Here is a 21,279-nt window from a genome sequence, read left to right on the forward strand (position 1 = left end):
AGTTGCACCTGCTCGTCGTCAGCACGGCAGACCGTGACCACACCCGTCCAGTTCTCCGGAGCCGGGAGGCCGGCAGGCGCCGCCGCCGGATCGGCCAACAACGCCGTCACCGATCGGCCCACCATCTCCCCTGCCGAATATCCCAGAAGACGCTCGGCCTCCACAGACCACCCGGTGATCGTGCCGTCAGCATCCAGCGCAACAGCGGCAGCGCCTTCGAATTCGGATGGCACGGTTGCTTCCGGTGGAACCAGGTGGACTCCGCCGTCAGGAGCAGAGCGGCGCGAATGCCCGAAGACTCGTGATTCCATGCCTCGACCCTTCGTCCCGAACAATTATTCCACCGCCAGTACGTCATCGCGCCCTACGGCCAGAGAGGTCTCCACTGGGGCATCGTTCACTGTCGGTGACAGCCGCGCCCGGATGCGCAACAGTCAGCAAGTCGGCCCCGGCCGGCCGGTCAGGCACCGGGCTGCCTGCGGCGTCAGCGCCCGCAGGCAGCCCACCTCCGAACTCACTCATGGTGACCGGCGAGCACACGCTGTGCTCCTACTCACGCTTACGAAGGACCATCCCCCGAAGCCGATGAGCGGATTTCACCCGGTGGATCGAGGCTCATTCGTCGGGCCCGTGGCCGGAGGTCCGCGGGCTCACCCGGTAGAGCACGGTGCCGCCGGCCGGAACGGTGGCGCCGATGGTGCCGTCGGTGCTGACGTGGCTGGTGTGCGCCCACAGGTCGTTGAGGTTGTAGCCGGCGCTGCTCGTCGGGAGGCCGGCGGCCGCCGCGGTGGTGGAGATGACGGCCTGGGAGGAGGTTTCGTTGAACAGGGCCACGGCGACATCGCCGTTGGCCAGGGGGCGACGCAGCACGTTCAGGCCGTTCTCGGTGGTGACCGCCGTGCCCTGTTCGCCACGGCTGTCCTGATTGACGGCGATGACATCCTTGTTGAGGTAGACGCTCAGGTCCTGGTCGCTGATGGGGAAGCCGGAACTGCCGGCGGCCGCGGGGGTACGCAGGTCGGCACCCGAGATCAGCGGGGCCGCGAGCACGGCGGCGACCGAGAGCTCGGACTTCTCCTGGTCATAGGTCAGGCGCTTGTTCGGGTCGTTGGAACCCGACGCAAAAGCGTAGTTTCCGGTCCCCAGCATGTCGATGTCGTTCCATCCGCCGGGACCGGCCCACTTCGCCTTGTCCAGGTCGGTGTGGATGAGTCGTTTGAGGCCGTCGAAGGAGGCGTCCCGGTCCCCGTCGATGCGCCACATGTTGGCCACGCTCTTGCCCCATTCCCAGGGAGACTCGCCTTGGGCCGCGGGCTGGAGCGAGAGGCTGAGGACGATCGGACGGCCGGTTCGCCCGAGGGCGTCGCGCATGGTGCTGTCCCGGGTTTCCAGCGGCAGCTTTTCGTCGCCGGGCCGCTGATTGGGGTCGCTGGCGGTGCAGTTGTCGTATTTGAGGAAGTCCACGCCCCACGAGGCGAAGGTGTCGGCGTCCTTCTGCTCATAACCAAGACTTCCGGGGAAGCCCTGACACGTGTGGTACGTCGGGCTCTCGTAGACGCCGAACTTCAGGCCCTTGCCATGTACGTACGCGGCGAGGTCGGCCAGGCCGTGGGGGTACTTGGCCGCATCGGGGACGAGGCGCCCTTCGGAGTCGCGGGACCGTTCCATCCAGCAGTCGTCGATGGTGAGGTACTGGTAGCCGGCGTCGCGCATGCCACTGGATGCCATGAAGTCGGCGGTGTCCTTGACGATTTGCTCGGTTGCGTTGCAGCCGAAGGTGTTCCAGCTATTCCAGCCCATCGGTGGGGTGAGGGCCAGGCCGTTGCCCAGGGCCTGGGCGGGGCCTGCGGTGAGCAGGGGCACGCCGAGCGGGGGCAGCAGGAGGGATACGGCGAACAGCAGACGGGAGAGCACACGCATGGATGCCTCCGGTAGGGAGTGGGGGGGTTGGGGGTGGGTGGATCCCGGCGGGCGAGCCGGGGACCCGGGTGCGTTCGATCGACGGGAGCAGCACGGTCTGGAGGACCGCTCTGCTGCGGACCTCGGCTCTGGGCGCAGCAGGGTGACCTGCCCACCTCGGTCCGGATGGTTGGGTCGGTGGAGTAGTCGGTGCGGCGAATCCGATATCTGACGCGGTGCGCAGGCGAGGGAACCAAAAGCAACATAAACAGTCAATGCCAGGAGCAATACACCGCACTGTTCCAGCCAGTTCAAACAAGATCAAACGGATCTCAACGTCTGCGCTGCCCGCGGCGACCCTCTCCGCGCGCTCGGGAGGGGGTGCCACTATGTCCTTCGTCAAGCGAGGCGAGGACCGCAGGGTTCGCAGAAGGTGCCGTCGCGGAGCATGGCGAACAGCACGCTGATGCGGTGGCGGGCGAGGCGGAGGAGGGCCTGGGTGTGGGCAGCGGGCGGCTTCTGCGCCGCCACGACCTGCGGCATACGGGGCTGACCTGGATGGCCGACGCCGGAATCCCCTTGCGTGTGCTACGCGTCATCGCCGGACATGGTTCGCCGATGACCACTCAGCGGTATCTCCACCTCGATCTGCGGGCGATCACACAGACGGCCCTCAGCGCCCTGGGTGCGGACATCCTCATGCCAGCGACAACAGCCGACGCAGAGCGTACGGGCTGCCCCCGCTGCGCTGGTGCAGCGCCAGCGTCGCCTCGGCGTCGACGTCGGCGTCGACGTGAGTGGCCACCAGGGCGGCGACCGCCTGCTCGGACAGGCCGCCCAGCCGCAGGGTCAACGTCCGGGCGCTGCCCAGCAGATGGTCCAGCGCCGTCCGCGGTGTGCTCTCGGCCGCCGGGCGCGGGTCGGCGCTGGCCACCAGGACGCCCAGTGGCACCTCGGGCAACCGGCACGTGAGCAGGTGCAGCAGGTTCAGGGAGGAGTAGTCGGCCGACTGTAGATCGTCCAGTACCAGCAGGAACGGCTTCTGCCGGGCCAGCGGTACGAGGATGGCGCACACGGCGTCCTCGACGAGGAAGGGCGCCTGGAGCGGCGGTTGGACGTCCTCCGCCGCGTCTGACGGCACGTCGGACAGGAGGCCGCCGAGCAGACGGCTGTACCGTGCGCTGACCGTACGGAAGGCCTCGGGGCGTGTGTGGGAGAGCTGCCGCAGTATCCGGGCCCACACCCCGTACGCCGGACCGTCCTTCCCGCGGCAGGAGACGCCGATCACTTCGTGCCCGGCCTCCCGCGCCCCCCGCGTGACTTCCATCGTCAACTCGGTCTTGCCGATCCCGGATTGACCCGTCACCGCGGCCAGACCGCCCTCGCCGGAGAGGGCCGCGTCCGCCCAGGCGCCGAGCACGGCCAGCTCATAGGTGCGGCCGACAAATGGCAACGATGTCAGGGTGTGGGGAACCCCGGCACCATGCGGAACCCCGGCACTGTGCAGAACCCCGGCACCGTGCGGGACACCGGCAGTGTGCGGGACACCGGCACCGTGCGGGACGCCGGCACTGTGCGGAACCGCAGCCCCGGCGCCCGGCTCCGCCCGTTCATGGGAGAGAGCCGACCGGGCCGTCCGCGCGTCGCACGTCACCACGTCCTCGTGGCCGCCAGCCGTGGGGTGTTCGGCCTGCGGTGGGGCCGCCGCGTCAGCCCGGTCCTCGCCCGCCGTCACCTCCACGCGCGTGGCGGCACGGTCGCCGAACGGCAGCTCATGCCGCAGTATGGCGGCGTGGATCCGCTGGAGTTCGACGCCGGCGTCCACACCCAGCTCCTCCGCCAGGTGCGCACGCGTCCGCTCGAACAGCCGCAGCGCGTCGGCCTGCCGGCCCAGCCGGTACAGACCGGTCATCAGATACGCGATCAGGCATTCGCGCGTCGGGTGCCGCTGGGCCTCCGGATGGAGCCGCGCCACGACGGCGTCGTTCTCCCCGAGCGCGAGAGACGCCTCGGCGTGCAACTCCACGGCGGTCAACCGCGCCTGCTCCAGCCGGGCGCTCTCCTCGGCCATCGGCGCGTAGTCGACGAGCTCCAGGTAGGGGGTGCCCCGCCACAATGCCAGGGCGGCGCTGAGCCGGTCCTGCGCCACCCGGTGGTCCTGGGCCGCCATGTCGCGCCGTGCCTGGATCACCAACCGCTCGAACTGGTGGGCGTCGACCTGGTCCGGATCGAGGGCGAGGACGTAGCCGGGCGCCTGGTGGCGCACCAGCATCGACGGGCCTCCCGGCCTCGCGCCGAAGCTGAGCGCACGACGCAGATGGCAGATGTAGGTGTGCAGGGCGGCCGTTGGGCGCCGGGGCGGGCGGTCACCCCACAACTCCTCGATGAGCTGAGGGACGGGGACGACCTGGTTCAGCCGCACCATCAGGAGTCCCAGCAGCGCCCGATGGCGCGGAGCGCCTAACGACAGTTCCCGCGTCCCGTGTAAGGCGACCATCGTCCCGAAGACCCGCATCCTCAAGCCCTGGGCGGAACGCGCACGTCGCTGATCACTCATAACTCTCCCGCCGTGCTGTGTCGTTACGGTGGTTTGTTACCCTGCCCGCCAGGTCCGTATCCGCTCGCCCCACGTCCTTGGCCGTCATTTGGCGATCAGCATCAGGGACCCGACGGACCGTCAGACCGGCAGGATATGGTCACACTTGTCTTGTTCTGTCTCGGTTTGGATATCTCCGTATGCCCCCTGCCCATGGGCTCACATCCACACGCACGTCATTGCCCGGCTACGGGGGGTTCCTGACCGGCTGGAGCGCCACCGCGTTCGGCAGCGGTCTGGTGCTGCCCCTCATCGTGGCCTACCTGCGGGAGACACTCGGCGTGTCCACCTCGGGCGTCTCCCTCTACTTCGCGCTGTTCGCGCTCTCCGGGCTCGTGGTCAATCCGTTCGCCGCCTGGATCGGCCGCGTGCGGGGCCCCGGCCCGACCGCGGTCGCCGCCACCGTCCTCCAGGCCGCGGGCGCCACCTGGCTCACGACGGCGGACTCGATGGCGGCCACGGTGCCCGCCGCCTGCCTGTCCGGTGCGGGCACGGGCATCTACTATGCGGTCCAGACCCCGTTACTGACCAGGGCGTTCGGCGACGCGGCGTTCAGCCGTGTACTGTCCGGCCAACACCGCGCGTCCGCACTGATGATGACGGTTGGTTCGCTGCTGGGCGGCCAGGCCGTCCAGCGGCTCGGCGACGACGGCTACAGCGTGTGCCTGGCGGCCAACGCCATCAGCTACCTGGTGTACGGGGTGATGCTGGTCCGCCTCAGGCGGACACACGTGGAGCCACGGGGCACGGTGTCCAGCGCCACCGACACCGAGGCCGCCGCCACGCCGGGCAGGCGCTCCGCCGCCCTGCGCGATCCCGTGTTCCTGCGTCTGCTGGTGCTCCAGTCGGCCCTCGTGATCTTCGGACTCGGCCAGTTCGAGTCCGTGGTGCCCGCCGTACTGCGCGACGCGCACCTCTCGGTGGTGGCGATCAGCGTCGTCATCGCGTGCAACACCGCCGGAATCATCGTCTTTCAGGGGCTCGCCCTGCGCGTCGTCGAACGCCTCGGCTACACGAGTGCCCTGTCGGTGGCGATCGTGGCCTGGATGGCGGCGCTGGCCTTCCTGGCGGGCGCCCTGCTGGTCCCCGTGCCGCGTGGACGACTGCTGCTGGGAGTCCTGTTCGGCCTCGTGTTCTCCATCGGGCAGTGCCTCATCGCCCCCAGCGTCCAGCCGCTCGTCACCCGGACCGCTCCGCCGGGCGCGGTGGAGGGCTATGCCGCCGCCACCTCGCTCGCGCACGGCCTCGGCATGTTCGTCGCGCCCTTGGTGCTGCTTCCCGTCGTGGAGAGCGGCGGGAGGGGGAGCTATCTCTCCGTCCAACTCCTCGGCTACTGCCTGGCCTTGTACGTCCTGTGGTCATTCCGCACCCGGAGGACCACCCCGCGCGAGGACACCGTTCAGCCCGCCGGCAAGGCGTGGGCGTCGCGGTGACCCAAGGCCCGTCATGTGCGCCGAAGCGGGCGTTCAGCGGGGCGTGGTCCGCACAGGTCCCCGTGGAGCGGAGACGGAGGTCTCGGACCGTCAACCTGCCCTGTACGTATGGCTCAGGGCCGGTCTGACCCGGGCCGTGCCGACCCGCCGCACCGCCCGCCGGGGCAGCAGGTGCACGCCGAGGCGGAGGACGAGTGCCGCGTACGGCTCTGTCTCGCCGGATACCAGGTGCGCCGGTAGCGGTCGCCGGCTGCCGCACCACGATCCCGTACGGGCCCATGGCCCGGCCCCGAACCGGCGCATGGGCGCTTTCACTTGTGCCAGTCGTTGGCCCGCACCGGCCGTACGGTGATGCGGTGCGGTCGCTCGTTGCGGAGCAGAAGGCGGTAGAGGGTCCGTTTGATGTCCGCGGCCAGCGCCGCACTCGGGTGGTCCACGTACACGTCGAGCTCGTAGCGGTGCTGGCCGTTCTCCGCGTGCACCCGGCTCGTGGACCGGCGCACGCCCGGGATGGCCTCGGCGGCGGCGCGGACCGAAGGGAGCCAGACCTTCTCGCCGTTGACGATGACGGAGTCGGAGAGCCTGCCCTGGATGTAGTGGTATCCGTCCTCGTCGATGGTGAAGAGGTCGCCGGTGGCGATGGTCCCCGGTCCGACCAGCGGACTGCTCTGGTCGTCCGGCACCCTGCGGCGGAGCACCGTGCTGGATTCCACCAGGAGTTCCTGGGAGCCGTCGGCGAGACCGGACGGCCGCAGCCGCGTACGGACTCCGTGCAGCGGGAGGCCGCTGGACGCGTACCGGTGGGGCGGCTCGCGGTGCGCCGCCAGAGTGGTGACCCGCGGGCCGGCCTCGGTGAGGCCGTACGTGAGGTAGAGCTCGACTCCGGGCCTGGACGCCAGCAGCCTCTGCACCTGGGCCGGTGGCAGTCGGTCTCCGCCCACGGTCAGGGTGCGCAGTGTGCCCGGCAGGGCAAGGTCCTGCTCGATGAACCGTGCGACCGCGGCCGGGGTCAGTGACGAGAGGGTGACCTGGTGGGTGCGCAGCGCCTCGACGTAGGTCCGCGGAGTGAACGGCGGACCCGTGATGACGAGGCGTGAGCCGCGGATCAGCGCGGCGAGGGCCTGCGCCACGAGAGCGTACGAGTAGTGCAGCGGAAGGTTGAGCAGCACCGTGTCGCCCTCCCGCTGGCCGACGGCGCTCGCGTGCCGTGCCGCGTTCTCCAGCAGCGAGTCGAAGGCGTGCAGGCACCCACTGGCGATACCGGAGGTGCCCGAGGTCATCAGGATGACCTCACCACGGGAGTGGTGCCGCCGTTCGCTCCACGGCAGGAGCAGCAGATCGGCGTCCCCGAACGGGCGTGGGGGCGCCGCATCGTAGCGCCGCGCGTCAACTCTCGGCGCGATCAGGGCACTTGCGCCGAGCCGGCGGGCCACTTCGGTGATCCGGGCGGAACTCGACGCCGGTGCCAGGGGAACGGGCACGCCACCGTGGAGGAGCACCGCGAAGAAGGCCGTCAGGAGGGACCTACCGTTGGGCATGGCGATCAGGACGGGGTCCCCCGCGCCCACGACCGTCCCGGCGAGGTCGTCGAGCGCGGCCGCCAGAGGTCGGGGCGGGCCGTGCCCGTGCACGTCCACCGCGCTGCCGAGGAACGTCTCGATCACGTCCGCGTCCGGAAGGGAGTCCGTCGGCATGGCGCTCACTCCCGGCCTGCCGTGGCACGGCCCGCATCCCCGGCGTGTGCGACGCCGACCGCGGGTGCCAGCACGCCACAGCGCACCGAGTGCCCCTGTCCCTGGTGCACCTGGTGGGCGCAGAGCACCACGTAGGGGGCGGCACCGGAGCGCAGCCACGAACGGGCGACCGTACGCGCGGCGGGCAGACCGTCCTCGGGCGTCATCGAGAACGTCAGGGACGATCCCTTGAAGCCGTGCAGCAGGCAGAGCAGACTCCCCGCGCTGCCCGGGCTCGCGCCCGCGAAGCGCAGCGGGGACACGCGTGAGGCGGGAAACGAACGCGCCACCGCGTCCATGGTGTGCAGTGTGCAGTGCGCGCTCACCAGGATCACGGCGACGTCTTGGCGGCAGGCCAGGACATCGGCGGCGCACTCCGACAGCGCGTTCTCGACCGCGTCCGCGACCAGCCAGGCCAGCGGGTCGGCGTACAGGGACGGGATCCGGCTGCGGACAGCCGTCAACTGCTCCCGGGAAGCGTCCCCGTGGCCCACGACGGCGACGTCCGCCGTGTCCGGCGGACAGATGGCGTACGGCCCGGAGGCCGGGAAGGCGTTCATGGTGCCCCCTCAAAGGCCAGGCAGGTGTTGAAGCCGCCGAATCCGAGGGTCACGCTCAGCCCGAGTCGGCCGGTGAACGCGGCGGGCCGGCTTTTCGGCACCGGCAGCGGAAAGTCCGGACGGAGCGTGGTGAGGCCGTGGACCGGTGGCACCGTGCGGTCACGGAGAGCCAGCAGCACGGTGATGGCCTCGATCGCACCGGTCGCCCCGAGAGTGTGGCCGAACGCCCCCTTGGTGGCGAACACCGTGGGGGCACCCGGCGCCTGGCCGCCGGTGCCGAACAGCCTTGTGTAACTGACGGATTCGACCGCGTCATTGGCGGGAGTGCCGGAGCCGTGGGCGTTGACCACGTTCACGTCCGCCGCACCACGGGCCGCGCCGCGCAGCGCCTTGCTGACAGCCCGTACGACGCTGTCGCCGGTCGCGTCGGGGGCCGCGGGGCTCACCGCGTCATTGGCCGAGCCGGTGCCGACGAGGAAACCGTGCGCCCGAGCCCCGCGCGTACGGGCCGACCGGCCGGATTCCAGGACGAGGAACGCCGCGCCCTCCCCCAGGATCGTGCCGTCGTTGTCGGCGTCGAAGGCGCGGAGCGAGGTGGGCGACATGGTGCCGAGCGCCGAGTGCCCGAGTCTCTTGGCCGGGGTGAGGACGTCCGCTCCTCCGCAGACGCAGAGGTCCTCCGCACCGCTGCGGATGAGCTCCGCGCCGACCAGGAGGCTGTCGGAGCCGGAGGAGCAGGCGGTCGTCACCGAGAGCGGGGCCTTCGCGATGCCCAGTGCCCGTACGGCATCGGCGGCCCAGCGGTCGAGGGCCGGTACCCCGACCGTGTCCAGGTGCGGTCCATAGCTGGTGCCCAGCACGGGCCGCAGGCGCGCGTCGGTGAGTTCGAGTCCGGCGTCGCGCACCGCGGCGGCCAGGGTGTCCCGGGTGAGGAGGTGCTGGCGTTCGACCGGGGTCATGGACAGCGGAAGGTCGCGGACGACCGCGGCGTCGCCGTTGCGCAACCGGTGCTCGGAGGGGACCGCGTCGACACCGGTACGGCCGTGCAGCAGAGCGCTCCAGACCTCCTCCAGCCCGCATCCGAGCGCGGTCGCCCACCCCATGCCCGTGACCCACACCTCCGCGTCCTCCCGCGCCGACGCGGGAGTTGACGTCGGTGCCGGACGTGAGCTGGACGTCACCACAACTGCTCGCCCACGTCCGCGATCTTGGACCGCACCAGCGTGCCCTTGAACGCCGCGACGAGGTGGTCGTCCACGGTCGCCCTACAGGAGAAGCTGAAGGTGTTGCCCCTGAGGCGGTCACTCCGCACATCGAAGATCACGCGGTCGCCCGGGACCACGACGCGGGTGAAGCGCGCCTTCACCGAGCCGATGAGGGTGATCTCGTCGTCGGTGAGGCGGGAGGTGCTGAGCTGGTAGAGGATGATGCCCGACTGGGCGAACGCCTGGGTCAGATGGCTGGCGGGGAAGACGGCCCGGTCCGGGAAGTGTCCCGCGATCACGTCCATGGTCCCGGAGACCGACAGGCTGCTGCGGAGCCGGACCCCGGGCTCGTAGTCGAGGATCCGGTCCAGATACACCATCGGGTGGCGGTGGCGAAGCCAGCTCTTGAGCTCCGTGAAGCCCATGGTCCGCTTCGCCGTCGGCTTTGTCGTCTGGGCGGAATCAACCCTCTGCACGGACAGTGCACTCCTTCAGTGTGGTTCTGACGTTTTCGGGGAGCAGGGAGGGTGCTCCGGTCGAGCGGTCCACCGCGCCGAGCAGCAGGCTCCCGGACGCGCACCGCGGCACGTCGCCGGGGTTCTCCCGCGAGATCTCCCCGGAGACCTGGACGCGCGCGGGCCCGACGCGTTCGACACGGGCTCTGACGCGGACGTGGTCCAGGAAGCGGGCCGGTGCGTGGTAGAGCATGCGCAGTTCCACGACGGCCAGTTCGAGGTTGGCGCGAGCCAGGGCGTCGAGCCCGGCGCCGAGGCGATCCAGATTCTCCAGCACGGCGGTTTCGAGCCAGGAGGAGTATCGGGAGAAGTGCACGACACCGGACGCGTCGGTGTCGACGTGCTCCACGCGTCGACGGACCTCCGCCCATTTCCGCGGTACGGGTTCTGCGGCGGTCACGCGGATACCTCGAGAAAGGAGCGGGAGCCGGCCGCCAGACGCTCCACGATCGCGTCCGCGTCCGCGAGGGTGGAGATGATGGGAGGGGCGACCCGCATGGTCGGGAAGATGTAGCGCAGGCCGCCCGAACGCCGACCCGCGCCGCCCATGAATTCGACGAACACGCCGCTGCGGATCATCGTCTCGCGGAATTCGCCCAATCGGTCGGCCACGCGTTGCGTCAGCTCGACGCCGTGCATGACGCCGGATCCTCGGCTCTCCGTGTAGAGCTCCGGGAAGACGGTGACGAGTTCCTCGTCCAGCCGCTTGGCCACGTGTTCGCCCAGGCCCCGTGACTTCTCCACCATTCCCTCGGCCTGGATGTGTTCGAGGCCGGCCCGGATCACCGCGCAGGTGAGGGGGCGAAGGTCCGAGGTGGAAATGGCGCCGGTGGCCCGTACGGTCAGGTTTCGGCGGGCGATGACCATGGACGTGGACAGCACGCCCATGCCGAGGCTCTTGCCCACCACGGAGACATCGGTCGGAATCGGCCCGTTCTCGTCGGCCATGCCGAAGAACTGGCCCGTCTTGGCGAAGGTGAGGACCTCGTCCGCCACGAGGAGGGCCCCGCTGTCCGTGCACAACCGGGCGACTTCGCGCAGATAGCCGGCGGGCGGCACGATGATTCCGGCGTCGCCCTGAACGGGTTCGATCACCACCGCGAGTACGCGGTCACCGTGGCGGGCGAAGAATTCGCGGGCCGCGTCGAACTGCCCGAACGGGATGTGCCGGACGGTGAAGCCGTACGGCTCCGGTGCCACGGAGGGCAGTCCGATCCGGTAGTGCCTCTTGTTCAGCAGCGGGAGCAACCCACCGGTCCAGCCGTGCCACGCCCCCTCGAAGGCGAGAACGATGTCCCGGTGTCCCCGCCCTTCCGCGGGCCGTAGGCGACGGTGGTCGAAGCGGGATTCCAGCGCCAGCCGCAGCGCCATCTCCATTCCCTCCGACCCGGAATTGCGACCGGCGACGTGGTACTCTCCGGCCGGAAACTGCTCGGCCCACAACCCGTCCTCGCGGAAGAGGAGTTCGAGCAGTTTCGAGCGTTCCCACGAGTGGATCTCGTCGGTGACATAGCCCGCCTCCTGCACGGCGCGGGAGAGAGCCGCGCCGACCACCGGTGAGCCGGCCCCCAGACACGCGCTGGCATAACCACCGCTCGCATCGAGGACGTTCAGCTCCCGCCCCCGGTCGGCACCGCTCAGCTCCACAAAGCGGTGAGTCAGCCCCTTGGCGCCGAGGCTGCCGAACGGAAGCCGCGTTCCGTACTGGTCCATGTGCATCGTGCGGTCGAACCAGGACTCGATCGTTTCGCTGTCATGTCCGTGAGTCATATCAGGCAGCTCGCTTCGCGGGAGGTCCTCTGCGGACGCCATAGGCTCAGGTCGTTTCGAGCTGGGTCTCACGCAGGCGGAGAACCAGGTCGGAGATGGATCGGATACTGGTGAAGTTCTCGGGAGTGAAGTCGTCCTCGGAGATCTCGATGTCGAACTGCTGCTCGCAGATGACACGCAACTCGAGGAAGCCGAGTGAGTCGAGTGCCAGTACGTTCCGCAGGCCGTCGTCGACTCCTATCTCGGATTCGGGGATCTCGCAGAACAAGTCGTTCACGATGATCGACCTGATGGCAGCCTGAATTTCCTTCATCGCGCACTCCCTTCGTAGGTCACACATAGGGCCCCTGGACGGTCAGGGCGCGTTCGGCCTCGGTGAGGCGTTCGTGGACCTGATCGGCGTGGGTGCCCTCCGCGATCACCCACCCGGCCCGGCCGAAAAAGTCCTCGGGCGGAGGCTCCACCACGGCGCCGCGTGCGGGCAGTTCACCGACCTCGTGGAGCCACGGCTGTGCCCTCAACTCCGGTGCCTCGGCCAGCCCTTCGAAGCGCTGCCGGCGGGCGGGGTAGAGGAACTTGATGCCGGCGGCGCGGCCCGGAGCGGGCTCGGCGCGCAGCGGGCGCCCGAGAGCCGCGTCCGCCAGCAGGCCGCCAACGCTCAGACCGGTGCCGAGGTGGGCGATCACGGAGGCCAGGTCCCCGGCGGGGCGCCCGTTGATCTCCATGACGCGGGGGCCGTGGGGCGTCAGCACGACGTCCAGGTTGGCGATCGTGCGGTCGATGCCGGCGGCCAGGACGGCGTCCCGGGCCAGGGCGAGGCCGGCGGCGTACTCCGCTGCCGGGAGCGCGCCCTCGCCCATGATGTGCCCGGTGTCGATCGGGTACGGGTCGCGCGCCATGTACTTCCGGCCGCAGTAGACGACCTCGGCCGTTCCCCCGCTGCTCCAGACGTCGACCAGGAACTCGGTCCCCGTCACGCACTCCTCGACGAGGACGCCGTCGCTGGCCAGGTCCATCTTGTCGACTCCCGCGGCCAGTTCGAAGAACCGGGTGAAGTCCGCCGGGTCGGCGACGCGGCCAACACCGAGGCTTCCGGACAGGCCGCGCGGCTTGACCACGACGGGGTAGCCGATGTCGGCGGCGGCCCGCAGCCCCTCGTGGACGTCGTGTACGAGGACGGACGCGGTGGGCGACAGACCCGTGCGGTTGAGCAGCTCGCGCTGCCGGTGCTTGTCCCTGCTGATCCGCGCCGCCTCGACGGGCAGGCCGGGCAGCCCGAGCGTCGCGGCGAGTTCGGCCGCCAGGAGGATTTCCGACTCGTTGTAGGCGACGACGGCCCGCACGTCGTGGTCCCGGCACAGCCGGCGGGCCTGCTCCACGGGGAACGGCGTGTCCCGGGGGTCGTACGCCTCCGCGCCCTTGAGCCAGGGCTTCTGCCAGGTCGGTGCCACGGTGTCGAGGAGGACCACGTCAGCGGCGGCGGCCAGATGGGACAGCAGGTGTCCCTGACGGAGGCGGGAACCGGATCCGACCAGAAGGAGGGTGGACGAGGTCGCGGATGGTTCGGACGGAGGCAGCTTCAAGGCGCGAACTCCTTGCCGAGGGCGGGACGGTGTCCGGGCGTTTCCACGGTGAAATATGTCTCGATGACGTCGCGTGCGGCCGAGGATCCCCCACACCTCAAAGGAATAAGCGACGATGGGATTCAGGGCCAGGGAAACAGATTCCGTCGCCATGGTCGATACGGCGTGGTCGATCCGTGCGTGGTGCCAGTCCCGGAAGTCTCCACCACGCTCCTTGCGGTTGTCTTGTCCGCGGGCTTGTCCAACTCCTTACGGGGCTCTTGCGGCCGGCTTGATTCCCGCGGCCGCTGCTGTTCGACCGGCCGATCAGGTAAACGCCGGGAAGCTGACTGCGCGATCCCTACAAGGAGTTGAACAAGGAGTTGGACAAGGCGGTGAACAAGGCGTTGGACAAGCCCACGGACAAGACGGCCGTAAGGCGCGTCGGGGAGACTTCAGGAATTCAGCGCGACGCTGTGTGCCGCGGAAGTGATGGTGTGAGGGGAATGGCGAATGAGGGCGTTCACCGACCGTTGGGTCGAGAAGTTCTCCACCACCTACTCGGACGAACCGCGGCTCGGCGCTTCTGGTTCACCGCCTCGCCGGGGATCGAGTTGATCAAGCTGGTCGTCGACGGGGTGATCAAGCGCGGTGGCCGCGTCAAGGAGAACGGCCGGGCCGGCACGAACTGATCCGTCCTGCGGTCATGAGGAGACTTCATGCCGGAACGCACCCCCGGTCCTGCGTCGATCCCGGAGGAGCGTGAACCATGACCCACGACTTGCGCTTCGAGATCCTCGGTCCACCCCGCCTCGTCGTCGACGGTCGCCCCCACGCGATCCGGTCGCGAAACCTGTCAGTGATCCTGACCACCCTGCTGGTCCGCAGTGGCCGCGTGGTCAGCGTCGAGGAGTTGATCGGCGAGGTGTGGCACCAGCCGCCACGGCGGGCCCGGGATGCCATCTACGTCTACATCTCCAAGCTGAGGGACCAGATCGGGAATGGGGTCGTCGACAGCCAGTTCCCCGGCTACACCATGCTTGTCCGCGGTCAGCAACTGGACGTGCAGTTGTTCGGCCGGTATCGGGCCGACGGTCATCTCAGCATGGCCAACGGTGATCACGAGGGGGCGGCGCGGGCGTGGCGCAACGCGCTCGCCCTGCACCGGGGCAGCCTGGTGGGGGGCGTGCATTCGGGACCGATCCTCAGCTCGTTCGATTCATGGCTGCGGCAGTCGCGCACCGAATGCGTGGAACTCACCGCATGGGCACAGCTCAGCGCCGGCCTGTACCACGAGGCAATCGGCTTCCTCACTCAGCAAGTGCCGCGGAATCCGCTCAACGAGATCCTGCACGAGCAGCTCATGCTGGCGTTTCTCCTGGCTCGTCATCGTGCCCAGGCGCTACGGGTGTTCGGCAACGCCCGTCAGACGTTCTCGGACAGGCTCGGTCTGGAGCCCGGCGGCGATCTGGTGAAGGTGCACGACATCGTGCGGTCCGACGACGTCGGGCGGGCCAAGCGGGCCATCTCCAGCGCCGTCGCCTCGCGACTGCGCTCGCACCGGTCGCCAGTGGAGTCCTGACATCGGAGGCCGTCAGTCATGGCGCGAGGCGATCCCACCGACGAGCGGTGGGCCCTGATTCAGCCCCACCGGCCTCAAACCACGGGCGAGGCGCCGCCGTCCATATTGATCGCCGTCCCGGCGGTGAAGCCCGCATGATCCGAGCACAGGAAGCAGGCCATGGCGGCGAACTCCTCGGCCTTGCCCATGCGGCCGACCGGGATATTGGCGCCGGCCTTGGCAACATAGTCCTCGAAGGAAACGTTCGTGCCCTCGGCCCGGTAACGACGCGCGATCTGATCCGACACGATCTGGCCGACAAGCATGGCGTTGACCAGGATGCCATGCGGGGCGCCCTCACCGGCGAGGACCTTCATCAGCGCCATGCCGGCCGCCCGCGACACCACCGTGGGGGCACCACCCGCCTGCGGTGTCTTGGCCCCGGTGTTGAGCACGTTGATGATCCGGCCCCATGTGCGTTGCTTCATGCCCGGCCAGACAAGCCGGGTGAAGCGGATCGCCGCGAAAACCTTCAGCTCCAGGTCTTCCTGCCAGATGTCATCGGTAATCTGGTCCGACGGCATGGACCGGGTCTGGCCGGCATTGTTGATCAGGATATCGACCTGCCCGAACGCGCCGACGACCGCATCATAGGCATTCTGGATGTCGGCGGCCTCGGAAACATCGCATCTGAAGATCTCGACCCGTCCCTGAGCACCGGCCGATGCGGCAGCCTTGGCTTCGGCCAGCGTATCGGGATTGCGGGCCAGGATCGCCACATTGGCACCGGAGGCAGCGAATTCCTTGGCCATCGCGAGCCCAAGTCCCTTGCTGGCACCTGTGATGATGGCGCTGCGGCCGTCCAGACGGACTTCCATCGGTTTCCTCCCGGGTTCCTCAACCGTTCTGGGCCACTCCAAGTGCGACAGTGTGCCGTGACAGGTCGCAGTGGGCGGCAAGGAGGTCGTCGCCGAAGTCACCCGAATGGCGACGCCAGACGGAGTGGATATGGTTGGCCTCGTTGAATGTGTTGTCGTACTCGATGAGCAGTTCCGGGCCCTGGACGCGGTAGTAGTGGCCTTCGCCGCGACGCAGCGAGCCCTCCCACGAGAAGTGCAGGTGTTCCTGGTCGATCCGCGCGAACTCCTCGTCGGCGAGTTCGTGCCTGAGCCGGTCGAGGTAGAAGCGGACGATGTCGAACAGCAGCTCGCCGGCGGGCTTGCTGAGTTGCGCCGGTGTCACGCCGACCGGTTCTGATGGGTTGATGCGCGGGGAGTCGCCGCTGCGGATGTCGTGTGGCGTGAGGTCCGACACGACGGCGAGGCGGCGGGCGGTCGGGTCCATGCGGTCGAGGAGTTCGCGGGCGAGTTCTTCTTCGAGCTGCATCGGTTGGCCGACGACGCGGCCGCGGTAGGTGACGCGGGCCGGGTTCGCGCCGAGGAAGAACGGTGTCGCCGAGACGCGGCCGTCGGCGACGAGGACGTTCACCGACAGGTGGTGGCCTTCGATGCGCCATCCCCACGGTTCGTCGCCGTCCGGGGTGCCGAAGAGGATGGTCCAGTAGTCGCCGCTGTGACGGTCGCGGTGCCCGCCCTCTCGGTGGTCGAGGACGTCTTCCAGCGCCATGACCGCCGCGGCCTGCGTGTAGGCGTGAGGACTGAGCACTGTCGTGAGCATGCCGTGCACCGCCTTGCGCTGGTCTCGCCGCAGATCGCCGAGCACCAGGCCAGGTCGTGTGCCGGGGGCGTACCCCCAGCGGTGCCTGAGATCGTCGTCGGTGACCGAGCGCATCGCGTCTTCGCGTTGGTCGGCGTCGAGCAATCCAATAAACCGGCGCGTGGCGTCGGTGATGTCGTGCAGCATGCTTCGAACTCCCATTCACTCGCTTCCAGAAACTGCTGGACGAATTGAAATTGCTCCGCCGTCGCCGGTTCAGCGCGCTGGGCAGGCCGCCGGCCATCTCGGCGGCGGCGATCCACGTCCGGGCCTCGCCCGTTCAGCTTGGTCAACCCCGTGTGGCGATCCACGGCGTACCGGCCGGATGTCACCCCTGGGCGACACCGAGGTGTGCGGGACGCCGACCGCGGCCACGATGTCCGCCGCCGGTGACTCAGCTCCCCAGCGCCGACAGGGCGGGGGCCGCCGCCTCGTGCCGGGCCACACGATAGATGTCCTGGAGCAGGATCAGGGTGTCCAGCCCGGCCCGGTCGTCGGCGACCATCTTGTGCCCGTCCCGCACGGCCGCCGCGAAATCCGCGATCTGCCGGCGGTGGGAGATGCCGTAGTAGCCGATCCCCGGCGGAGCCTGCTCCACCTCCGCTGAGGCGAGCTCTGCCGCCACCGCGCGCAGCTCCTCGTTGCCTTCCGCCACATGCAGGGTCCCGGGGTGGTCGAGGTCGAACAGGACCGACCCTCCGGTGCCGATGATCTCGATACGGGTGCGCCAGGTGATGCTGCTGGCCACGGTGACCTGGTAGGTCACGAGCGCGCCCTGCGGGCCGCGTAGCAGAGCCGCGAGGGTGTCCTCGGTCTCCATGCCGCCCCGCGGCGCGGTGTGCCCGGCGGCCGCGCCGACCACCGCGAGCCCGCCGGTCAGCCAGCGGGTCACGTCGAGCGCGTGGTAGCCCTGATTGACCAGGGCCGAGCCGCCCTCACCCGCGTAGGTGCCGCGCCAGTCACTGCCCGCGTAGTACGCGTCGTCGCGGCCGCACTCCAGGCTGACCACGCCCGAGACGAGGCTGCCCAGCAGGCCGGCCCCGATCCAGTCCCGGACGGCGGTGACGACGCGGTCGTAGCGGTGCTGGGAGACGACCGACAGCACCCGTCCGGCGCGCTCGGCGAGGGACGTCAGGGCCGCACCGTCCTCGGCGCCGAGGGCGAGCGGCTTCTCCACGAGCACGTGCTTGCCCGCTTCGAGCGCCGCCGCGACCAGCCCGTGGTGCGTGGCGTGCCCGGTCGCGACGGAGACGCTGTCCACTTCCGGGTCGGCCAGCACCTCGTGCACGTCCGTCGTGACGCGCGGCAGGCCGTGCGCACGAGCCAGCGACTGCGCGGTCGTGAGATCGCGGTCGCAGGCCCAGCGCAGCTCCACGTCGGGCAGGACGGAGAAGCCGTCTACGTGGTTGGGGGCGACACGGCCGCAGCCCACGACGGCATGGACGAGACGCTTCACTTCGAACTCCCGGCATCGCTCGAACCAGTGAGGGAGAGGACCGACGGCGCGCCAGGAGCTCGGTCGAGGTGCACCGGGGTCAGCCATTCGTCGTGCTTGCCGGTCACGGCTCGCACGGTGTCGTGGTAGCAGGTCTCGATCGTCTGCGTGATCTCACCCGCGGTCTTGCCGTCGCCGATCGGGAAGCCGTCCACCTCGACGGCGGGCAGCACCTCGGCCGAGGTGCCCATGAGGAAGATCTCGTCGGCGAGGTACAGCTCGGTGCGCTCCACCGGCCTGGTCTCCACCTCGAGGCCGAGCTCCTCCTGGACCAGCTCGATGAGCGTGCGTCGGGTGATGCTGTCCAGCACACCGTCGGACAGGGTCGGGGTGACCAGCCGGCCGCGTTCGACCAGGGCGATGCACGACCCCGACGACTCGGTGACGTGGCCGTTGGTGTTGAGGAAGATCGGCCAGTCGGCCCCGCGTGCTCTGGCGTCGATGTTGCCCAGTCGGCCGTTGTGGTAGTTGGAGAACACCTTCATCGACGCCGGTGAGGCACCGTGGTTGAACCGCGGCCACGAGCTGACCGCGAGCGTGCAGGTGCGGCCCTGGCCCAGCTTGCTCTCGAACTCCCAGGTCTCGATGGCGATCTCGGCCGGGGTGCCGCGCGGCACCATCTGTTGGCGATGCGTTCCGGCGGCGAAGCCCCACGGGCGGATGTGCAGGTCCTTGCCCGTGCTCTGCCAGGACGCGAGGAGTTCGACCGTCGCGGTGACGAGCGCGTCCGCGTCGAACTCGGGCTCCATCCAGCTCATTCGCAGCGATTCGAGCAGGCGTTGCATGTGGTCGCGCAACCGGAAGCCGTGGAGCGTCTCCCGCGTGCTGCTCCAGTACGCGTGCACGCCTTCGAACGCGGCCGAGACCGAGGCGTGGCCCACTGAGCTGATGTGGACGGTGGCCTCCTCCCACGGCAAGAGGACGCCGTTGCGCCAGATCAGCCGCCCGTAGCCAGCAGACATGAATGTTCCTTTCCGGAAAGGATGGGACAGAGAACGGGGATGTCCATGCGCGCAAAGCCGTATTGGCCGGCAGGCTGCTCGGATCGGCCGGCTTGAGCCGTGCAGTACCGTATGGGACTGGCGTTCTGTCCAGCGTCCAGCTCGATTCGCAGCCGGCCTGTGGTGATCACGGACGCCGTGGCTGCAATCACAACACGGCAACCAGCAGACTGTCCAAGCTTTCAAGACGTCGACAATACTTCATTTAGACGAGGTATAGACGGGCTTTTAGGTGGCATTTAGATTACTGGCAACCGAGCGATCCAGGCTGATACAAAAAAGCGATACGTTTCTTTCGGGTCCACCGGGAGCGGCAGAGACGACCGTTCTCGACCGCAGGTGGGCAGCTACGCGGCCGAACGGGATCTGAGCGAGGAAGTTTCGCACGAAATCATGGAAGACCCTTTCTGCGTCTAAAAGCCAGACGGCTTTGCCCTGCGCTTATCCGGCTCATTCCAACCCCGTTCTCGCGAGGAGTGTTTCCTTATGTCGAACGTGGACGAACTGGCCAGGCGGGCCCGACTCCGCGTCGTCGAACTGGCGGCGCGCAAGGCCATCCACTTGGGCCCCGCGCTTTCGCTGATCGACGTGCTGGTCGCGCTCTACACCAGGATCCTGCGTCGCGACCCGGCCCGCCCCGACTGGCCGGACCGCGATCTGCTCGTCCTCAGCAAGGGCCACGGCGTCTACGGCCTGTACGCCGTGCTCGCCGAACTGGGCGTGCTGACCACGGACCTGAACGAGCTGCCGGGGCATCCGTCGGACGGTATTCCCGGGATCGAGGCGGCCACCGGGGCGCTGGGCCACGGCCTGTCCCTCGCAAGTGGCCTGGCGCTGGGCGCACGGCTCGCGGGCAAGGACCGCCGGGTCTACGTGATCACGGGCGACGGCGAGCTCGACGAGGGCAGCAACTGGGAGGCGGCGCAGTTCGCCGCCCACCACCGGCTCGGCAACCTCGTGGCGGTCGTCGACCGCAACCGCCTTCAGCAGGAGGGTGACACGGAAGAGGTCTGCGCGCTGGAACCCCTGACGGACAAGTGGCGTGCCTTCGGCTGGCGGGTCGGCGAGTGCGACGGCCACGACATCACGGCCATCGCCGACGCCGTCACCGCGCTGGAAGCCGGTGTGGGCCCGGCGGTGCTGATCGCCCACACCACCAAGGGCAGAGGAGTTCCCTTCGCCGAGGGTGATCCCGCCTGGCACATGGGAGAGCTGGACGCCGCCCAACGCCGGATCGCCGTCGCGGCGCTGACCGCGACGGCGTGAGGAGAACACCTTGACCACCACATCCATCCCGCCGCGGAGCATGCGAGCCGCGCTCGCCCCGGTGCTGGCCGCCGCCGTGGACGCCGACCCCGGCCTGATCGCCCTGGGTGCGGACGGACGGGCCTTGTTCAACCAGGTCCTCGAGCGGGATCCGCGTCGTTATGTGGACGCGGGCATCGCCGAGGCCAACCTGGTCGGCGTCGCCGCGGGGCTGGCCCGTGCCGGCCTGCGTCCGGTGGCCGCCGCCATGGCGCCGTTCCTGGTCCGCCGGGCCAACGAACAGATCCGGCTGGACGTGTGCGTGCCCGGCCTGCCGGTCGTACTGCTCGGCGTGGGCGGCGGCTTCGGCTATGGCCCACTCGGCCCCACCCACCACGCCCCGGACGACATCACCCTGATGTCGGCCATGCCCGGCATGCGGGTGTACTGCCCGGCCGATGCCGCCGACGCCGTCTCCGTGGTGCGAACGCTGCTGACCGACCCCTCGGGACCGGCCTACGTGCGGCTCTCCGCGCGTCCTGATCCCGTGCTGCCGGCCGCGGCTTCCGAGGGCGATCCCGCCGGACCCCGGCTGCTGCGGGACGGCGACGACGTCCTGGTCCTGGCAACCGGGCGATGCGTGGCCGAGGCACTCGACGCCGCGGACGGGCTGGCCGCGGACGGGGTGGCGGCGGCCGTCGCCTCGGTGGCCGCCCTGCACCCCTTTCCCGCCACCGCGATCCGAGAGCTCGCCGGCCGCCGGCCGCTCGTCGTGACCGCGGCGGAATCCCTGGCGCCCGGCGGTCTCGGTCCGTCCACCGCGGAGGCACTCGGCCGCCGAGGTCCGGCGGTGATCAGCCTGCACACCGACCACCGGTACCCGCCGGTCGCCGCCCACCAGGACCTTCTCCGTTTCTACGGCGTCGACGGCCAGAGCATCCGGTCCGCCGTACTGAGCTACCGCAACCGGAAGACGAGGGAAGCGTGA

The 21,279-nt window shown here is 69.4% G+C and carries 21 protein-coding genes and 1 pseudogene; 6 read left to right on the forward strand and 16 right to left on the reverse strand.

What is annotated here, in order from left to right; all coding sequences use genetic code 11:
* The 3 genes from KN815_RS10470 to KN815_RS10480 form a co-directional block, all read right to left on the reverse strand.
* Positions 1–233 (reverse strand): PAS domain-containing protein (locus KN815_RS10470; RefSeq protein ID WP_253208878.1); only part of this gene is annotated, 233 nt, incomplete at its 3' end.
* 382 nt (positions 234–615) lie between these two features.
* A complete protein-coding gene (locus tag KN815_RS10475; RefSeq protein WP_216341497.1) occupies positions 616–1,920 on the reverse strand; it encodes a glycoside hydrolase family 27 protein in 1,305 nt (434 codons plus the stop codon).
* Positions 1,921–2,298: 378 nt separating this feature from the next.
* Positions 2,299–2,442 (reverse strand): hypothetical protein, encoded by a 144-nt coding sequence (locus tag KN815_RS10480; RefSeq protein WP_216341520.1) that lies wholly within the window; start codon positions 2,440–2,442, stop codon positions 2,299–2,301.
* On the opposite strand from KN815_RS10480, the pseudogene KN815_RS10485 reads away from it, so the two are divergent.
* Positions 2,419–2,580, forward strand: a pseudogene (locus KN815_RS10485) (tyrosine-type recombinase/integrase); the annotation flags it as partial. The gene KN815_RS10480 and the pseudogene KN815_RS10485 sit on opposite strands and share 24 nt — an antisense overlap.
* A gap of 16 nt (positions 2,581–2,596) precedes the next feature.
* Here the strand turns inward: KN815_RS10485 and KN815_RS10490 are convergent.
* Complete coding sequence (locus tag KN815_RS10490; protein ID WP_216341498.1) at positions 2,597–4,456, reverse strand: ATP-binding protein; 1,860 nt, start codon at positions 4,454–4,456, stop codon at positions 2,597–2,599.
* A 218-nt stretch (positions 4,457–4,674) separates the two neighbouring features.
* Between KN815_RS10490 and KN815_RS10495 the strand changes: the two genes are divergently transcribed.
* A complete protein-coding gene (locus KN815_RS10495; protein WP_216341499.1) occupies positions 4,675–5,928 on the forward strand; it encodes an MFS transporter in 1,254 nt (417 codons plus the stop codon).
* 311 nt (positions 5,929–6,239) lie between these two features.
* Here KN815_RS10495 and amcH read toward each other — a convergent pair whose 3' ends face one another.
* Genes amcH through KN815_RS10535 form a run of 8 tightly spaced genes read right to left on the reverse strand, consistent with a single transcriptional unit; the run spans position 6,240 to position 13,294 of the window.
* Entirely contained in the window at positions 6,240–7,622 is a 1,383-nt protein-coding gene (gene amcH / locus KN815_RS10500) for an adenylate-forming 2-oxoglutaryl-ACP ligase AmcH (RefSeq protein ID WP_216341500.1), read from the reverse strand.
* Between the two features lie 5 nt (positions 7,623–7,627).
* The gene (amcG, locus tag KN815_RS10505; protein ID WP_216341501.1) at positions 7,628–8,221 is read right to left on the reverse strand and encodes a cispentacin moiety biosynthesis protein AmcG; all 594 of its coding nucleotides are present in this window, start codon (positions 8,219–8,221) and stop codon (positions 7,628–7,630) included.
* The gene (amcF, locus tag KN815_RS10510) at positions 8,218–9,405 is read right to left on the reverse strand and encodes a cispentacin biosynthesis acyltransferase subunit AmcF (RefSeq protein WP_308403647.1); all 1,188 of its coding nucleotides are present in this window, start codon (positions 9,403–9,405) and stop codon (positions 8,218–8,220) included. The genes amcG and amcF overlap by 4 nt, the downstream gene beginning before the upstream one ends.
* Positions 9,399–9,902, reverse strand: coding sequence for a cispentacin biosynthesis cyclizing decarboxylase AmcE (amcE, locus tag KN815_RS10515; RefSeq protein ID WP_253208879.1), 504 nt, complete (start codon positions 9,900–9,902; stop codon positions 9,399–9,401). The genes amcF and amcE overlap by 7 nt, the downstream gene beginning before the upstream one ends.
* A complete protein-coding gene (locus KN815_RS10520; protein ID WP_216341503.1) occupies positions 9,889–10,341 on the reverse strand; it encodes an acyl-CoA thioesterase in 453 nt (150 codons plus the stop codon). The genes amcE and KN815_RS10520 overlap by 14 nt, the downstream gene beginning before the upstream one ends.
* The gene (amcC, locus tag KN815_RS10525; protein ID WP_216341504.1) at positions 10,338–11,711 is read right to left on the reverse strand and encodes an amipurimycin biosynthesis protein AmcC; all 1,374 of its coding nucleotides are present in this window, start codon (positions 11,709–11,711) and stop codon (positions 10,338–10,340) included. The genes KN815_RS10520 and amcC overlap by 4 nt, the downstream gene beginning before the upstream one ends.
* A 46-nt stretch (positions 11,712–11,757) precedes the next feature.
* Complete coding sequence (gene amcB / locus KN815_RS10530; RefSeq protein WP_059143064.1) at positions 11,758–12,024, reverse strand: cispentacin biosynthesis acyl carrier protein AmcB; 267 nt, start codon at positions 12,022–12,024, stop codon at positions 11,758–11,760.
* 19 nt (positions 12,025–12,043) lie between these two features.
* Positions 12,044–13,294, reverse strand: a complete 1,251-nt coding sequence (locus KN815_RS10535; protein WP_253208880.1) for an ATP-grasp domain-containing protein — start codon at positions 13,292–13,294, stop codon at positions 12,044–12,046.
* Positions 13,295–13,644: 350 nt separating this feature from the next.
* Between KN815_RS10535 and KN815_RS10540 the strand changes: the two genes are divergently transcribed.
* Both KN815_RS10540 and KN815_RS10545 read left to right on the forward strand, forming a co-directional pair.
* The gene (locus KN815_RS10540; protein ID WP_216341506.1) at positions 13,645–13,965 is read left to right on the forward strand and encodes a hypothetical protein; all 321 of its coding nucleotides are present in this window, start codon (positions 13,645–13,647) and stop codon (positions 13,963–13,965) included.
* 77 nt (positions 13,966–14,042) lie between these two features.
* Positions 14,043–14,855 carry an AfsR/SARP family transcriptional regulator gene (locus KN815_RS10545; RefSeq protein ID WP_216341507.1) on the forward strand — a complete coding sequence of 271 codons (813 nt, stop codon included), beginning with the start codon at positions 14,043–14,045 and terminating at the stop codon, positions 14,853–14,855.
* 74 nt (positions 14,856–14,929) lie between these two features.
* Here KN815_RS10545 and KN815_RS10550 read toward each other — a convergent pair whose 3' ends face one another.
* The 4 genes from KN815_RS10550 to KN815_RS10565 form a co-directional block, all read right to left on the reverse strand.
* Positions 14,930–15,712 carry an SDR family oxidoreductase gene (locus KN815_RS10550; protein WP_216341508.1) on the reverse strand — a complete coding sequence of 261 codons (783 nt, stop codon included), beginning with the start codon at positions 15,710–15,712 and terminating at the stop codon, positions 14,930–14,932.
* Between the two features lie 19 nt (positions 15,713–15,731).
* Complete coding sequence (locus KN815_RS10555) at positions 15,732–16,697, reverse strand: DUF3500 domain-containing protein (RefSeq protein ID WP_216341509.1); 966 nt, start codon at positions 16,695–16,697, stop codon at positions 15,732–15,734.
* Positions 16,698–16,944: 247 nt separating this feature from the next.
* A complete protein-coding gene (locus KN815_RS10560) occupies positions 16,945–18,006 on the reverse strand; it encodes a Gfo/Idh/MocA family protein (protein ID WP_216341510.1) in 1,062 nt (353 codons plus the stop codon).
* On the reverse strand, positions 18,003–19,007 hold the full coding sequence (locus tag KN815_RS10565) for an aminotransferase class IV (protein WP_216341511.1): 1,005 nt from the start codon (positions 19,005–19,007) through the stop codon (positions 18,003–18,005). The genes KN815_RS10560 and KN815_RS10565 overlap by 4 nt, the downstream gene beginning before the upstream one ends.
* A gap of 525 nt (positions 19,008–19,532) precedes the next feature.
* Between KN815_RS10565 and KN815_RS10570 the strand changes: the two genes are divergently transcribed.
* Both KN815_RS10570 and KN815_RS10575 read left to right on the forward strand, forming a co-directional pair.
* The gene (locus KN815_RS10570; protein ID WP_216341512.1) at positions 19,533–20,312 is read left to right on the forward strand and encodes a transketolase; all 780 of its coding nucleotides are present in this window, start codon (positions 19,533–19,535) and stop codon (positions 20,310–20,312) included.
* A gap of 10 nt (positions 20,313–20,322) precedes the next feature.
* Positions 20,323–21,279, forward strand: coding sequence for a transketolase C-terminal domain-containing protein (locus KN815_RS10575; protein ID WP_216341513.1), 957 nt, complete (start codon positions 20,323–20,325; stop codon positions 21,277–21,279).

The sequence above is a fragment of the Streptomyces niphimycinicus genome, assembly GCF_018883605.1.
GTDB lineage: Bacteria > Actinomycetota > Actinomycetes > Streptomycetales > Streptomycetaceae > Streptomyces > Streptomyces niphimycinicus.

What these genes read in the sequence shown, in the direction of transcription:
- amcH (WP_216341500.1), bottom strand. Translation starts at nt 7,622, where the DNA reads ATGCCGACGGACTCCCTTCCGGACGCGGACGTGATCGAGACGTTCCTC.
- KN815_RS10555 (WP_216341509.1), bottom strand. Translation starts at nt 16,697, where the DNA reads ATGCTGCACGACATCACCGACGCCACGCGCCGGTTTATTGGATTGCTC.
- KN815_RS10490 (WP_216341498.1), bottom strand. Translation starts at nt 4,456, where the DNA reads ATGAGTGATCAGCGACGTGCGCGTTCCGCCCAGGGCTTGAGGATGCGG.
- amcG (WP_216341501.1), bottom strand. Translation starts at nt 8,221, where the DNA reads ATGAACGCCTTCCCGGCCTCCGGGCCGTACGCCATCTGTCCGCCGGAC.
- amcB (WP_059143064.1), bottom strand. Translation starts at nt 12,024, where the DNA reads ATGAAGGAAATTCAGGCTGCCATCAGGTCGATCATCGTGAACGACTTG.
- KN815_RS10565 (WP_216341511.1), bottom strand. Translation starts at nt 19,007, where the DNA reads ATGTCTGCTGGCTACGGGCGGCTGATCTGGCGCAACGGCGTCCTCTTG.
- KN815_RS10480 (WP_216341520.1), bottom strand. Translation starts at nt 2,442, where the DNA reads ATGCCGCAGGTCGTGGCGGCGCAGAAGCCGCCCGCTGCCCACACCCAG.
- KN815_RS10570 (WP_216341512.1), top strand. Translation starts at nt 19,533, where the DNA reads ATGTCGAACGTGGACGAACTGGCCAGGCGGGCCCGACTCCGCGTCGTC.
- amcC (WP_216341504.1), bottom strand. Translation starts at nt 11,711, where the DNA reads ATGACTCACGGACATGACAGCGAAACGATCGAGTCCTGGTTCGACCGC.
- KN815_RS10475 (WP_216341497.1), bottom strand. Translation starts at nt 1,920, where the DNA reads ATGCGTGTGCTCTCCCGTCTGCTGTTCGCCGTATCCCTCCTGCTGCCC.
- KN815_RS10545 (WP_216341507.1), top strand. Translation starts at nt 14,043, where the DNA reads ATGACCCACGACTTGCGCTTCGAGATCCTCGGTCCACCCCGCCTCGTC.
- KN815_RS10550 (WP_216341508.1), bottom strand. Translation starts at nt 15,712, where the DNA reads ATGGAAGTCCGTCTGGACGGCCGCAGCGCCATCATCACAGGTGCCAGC.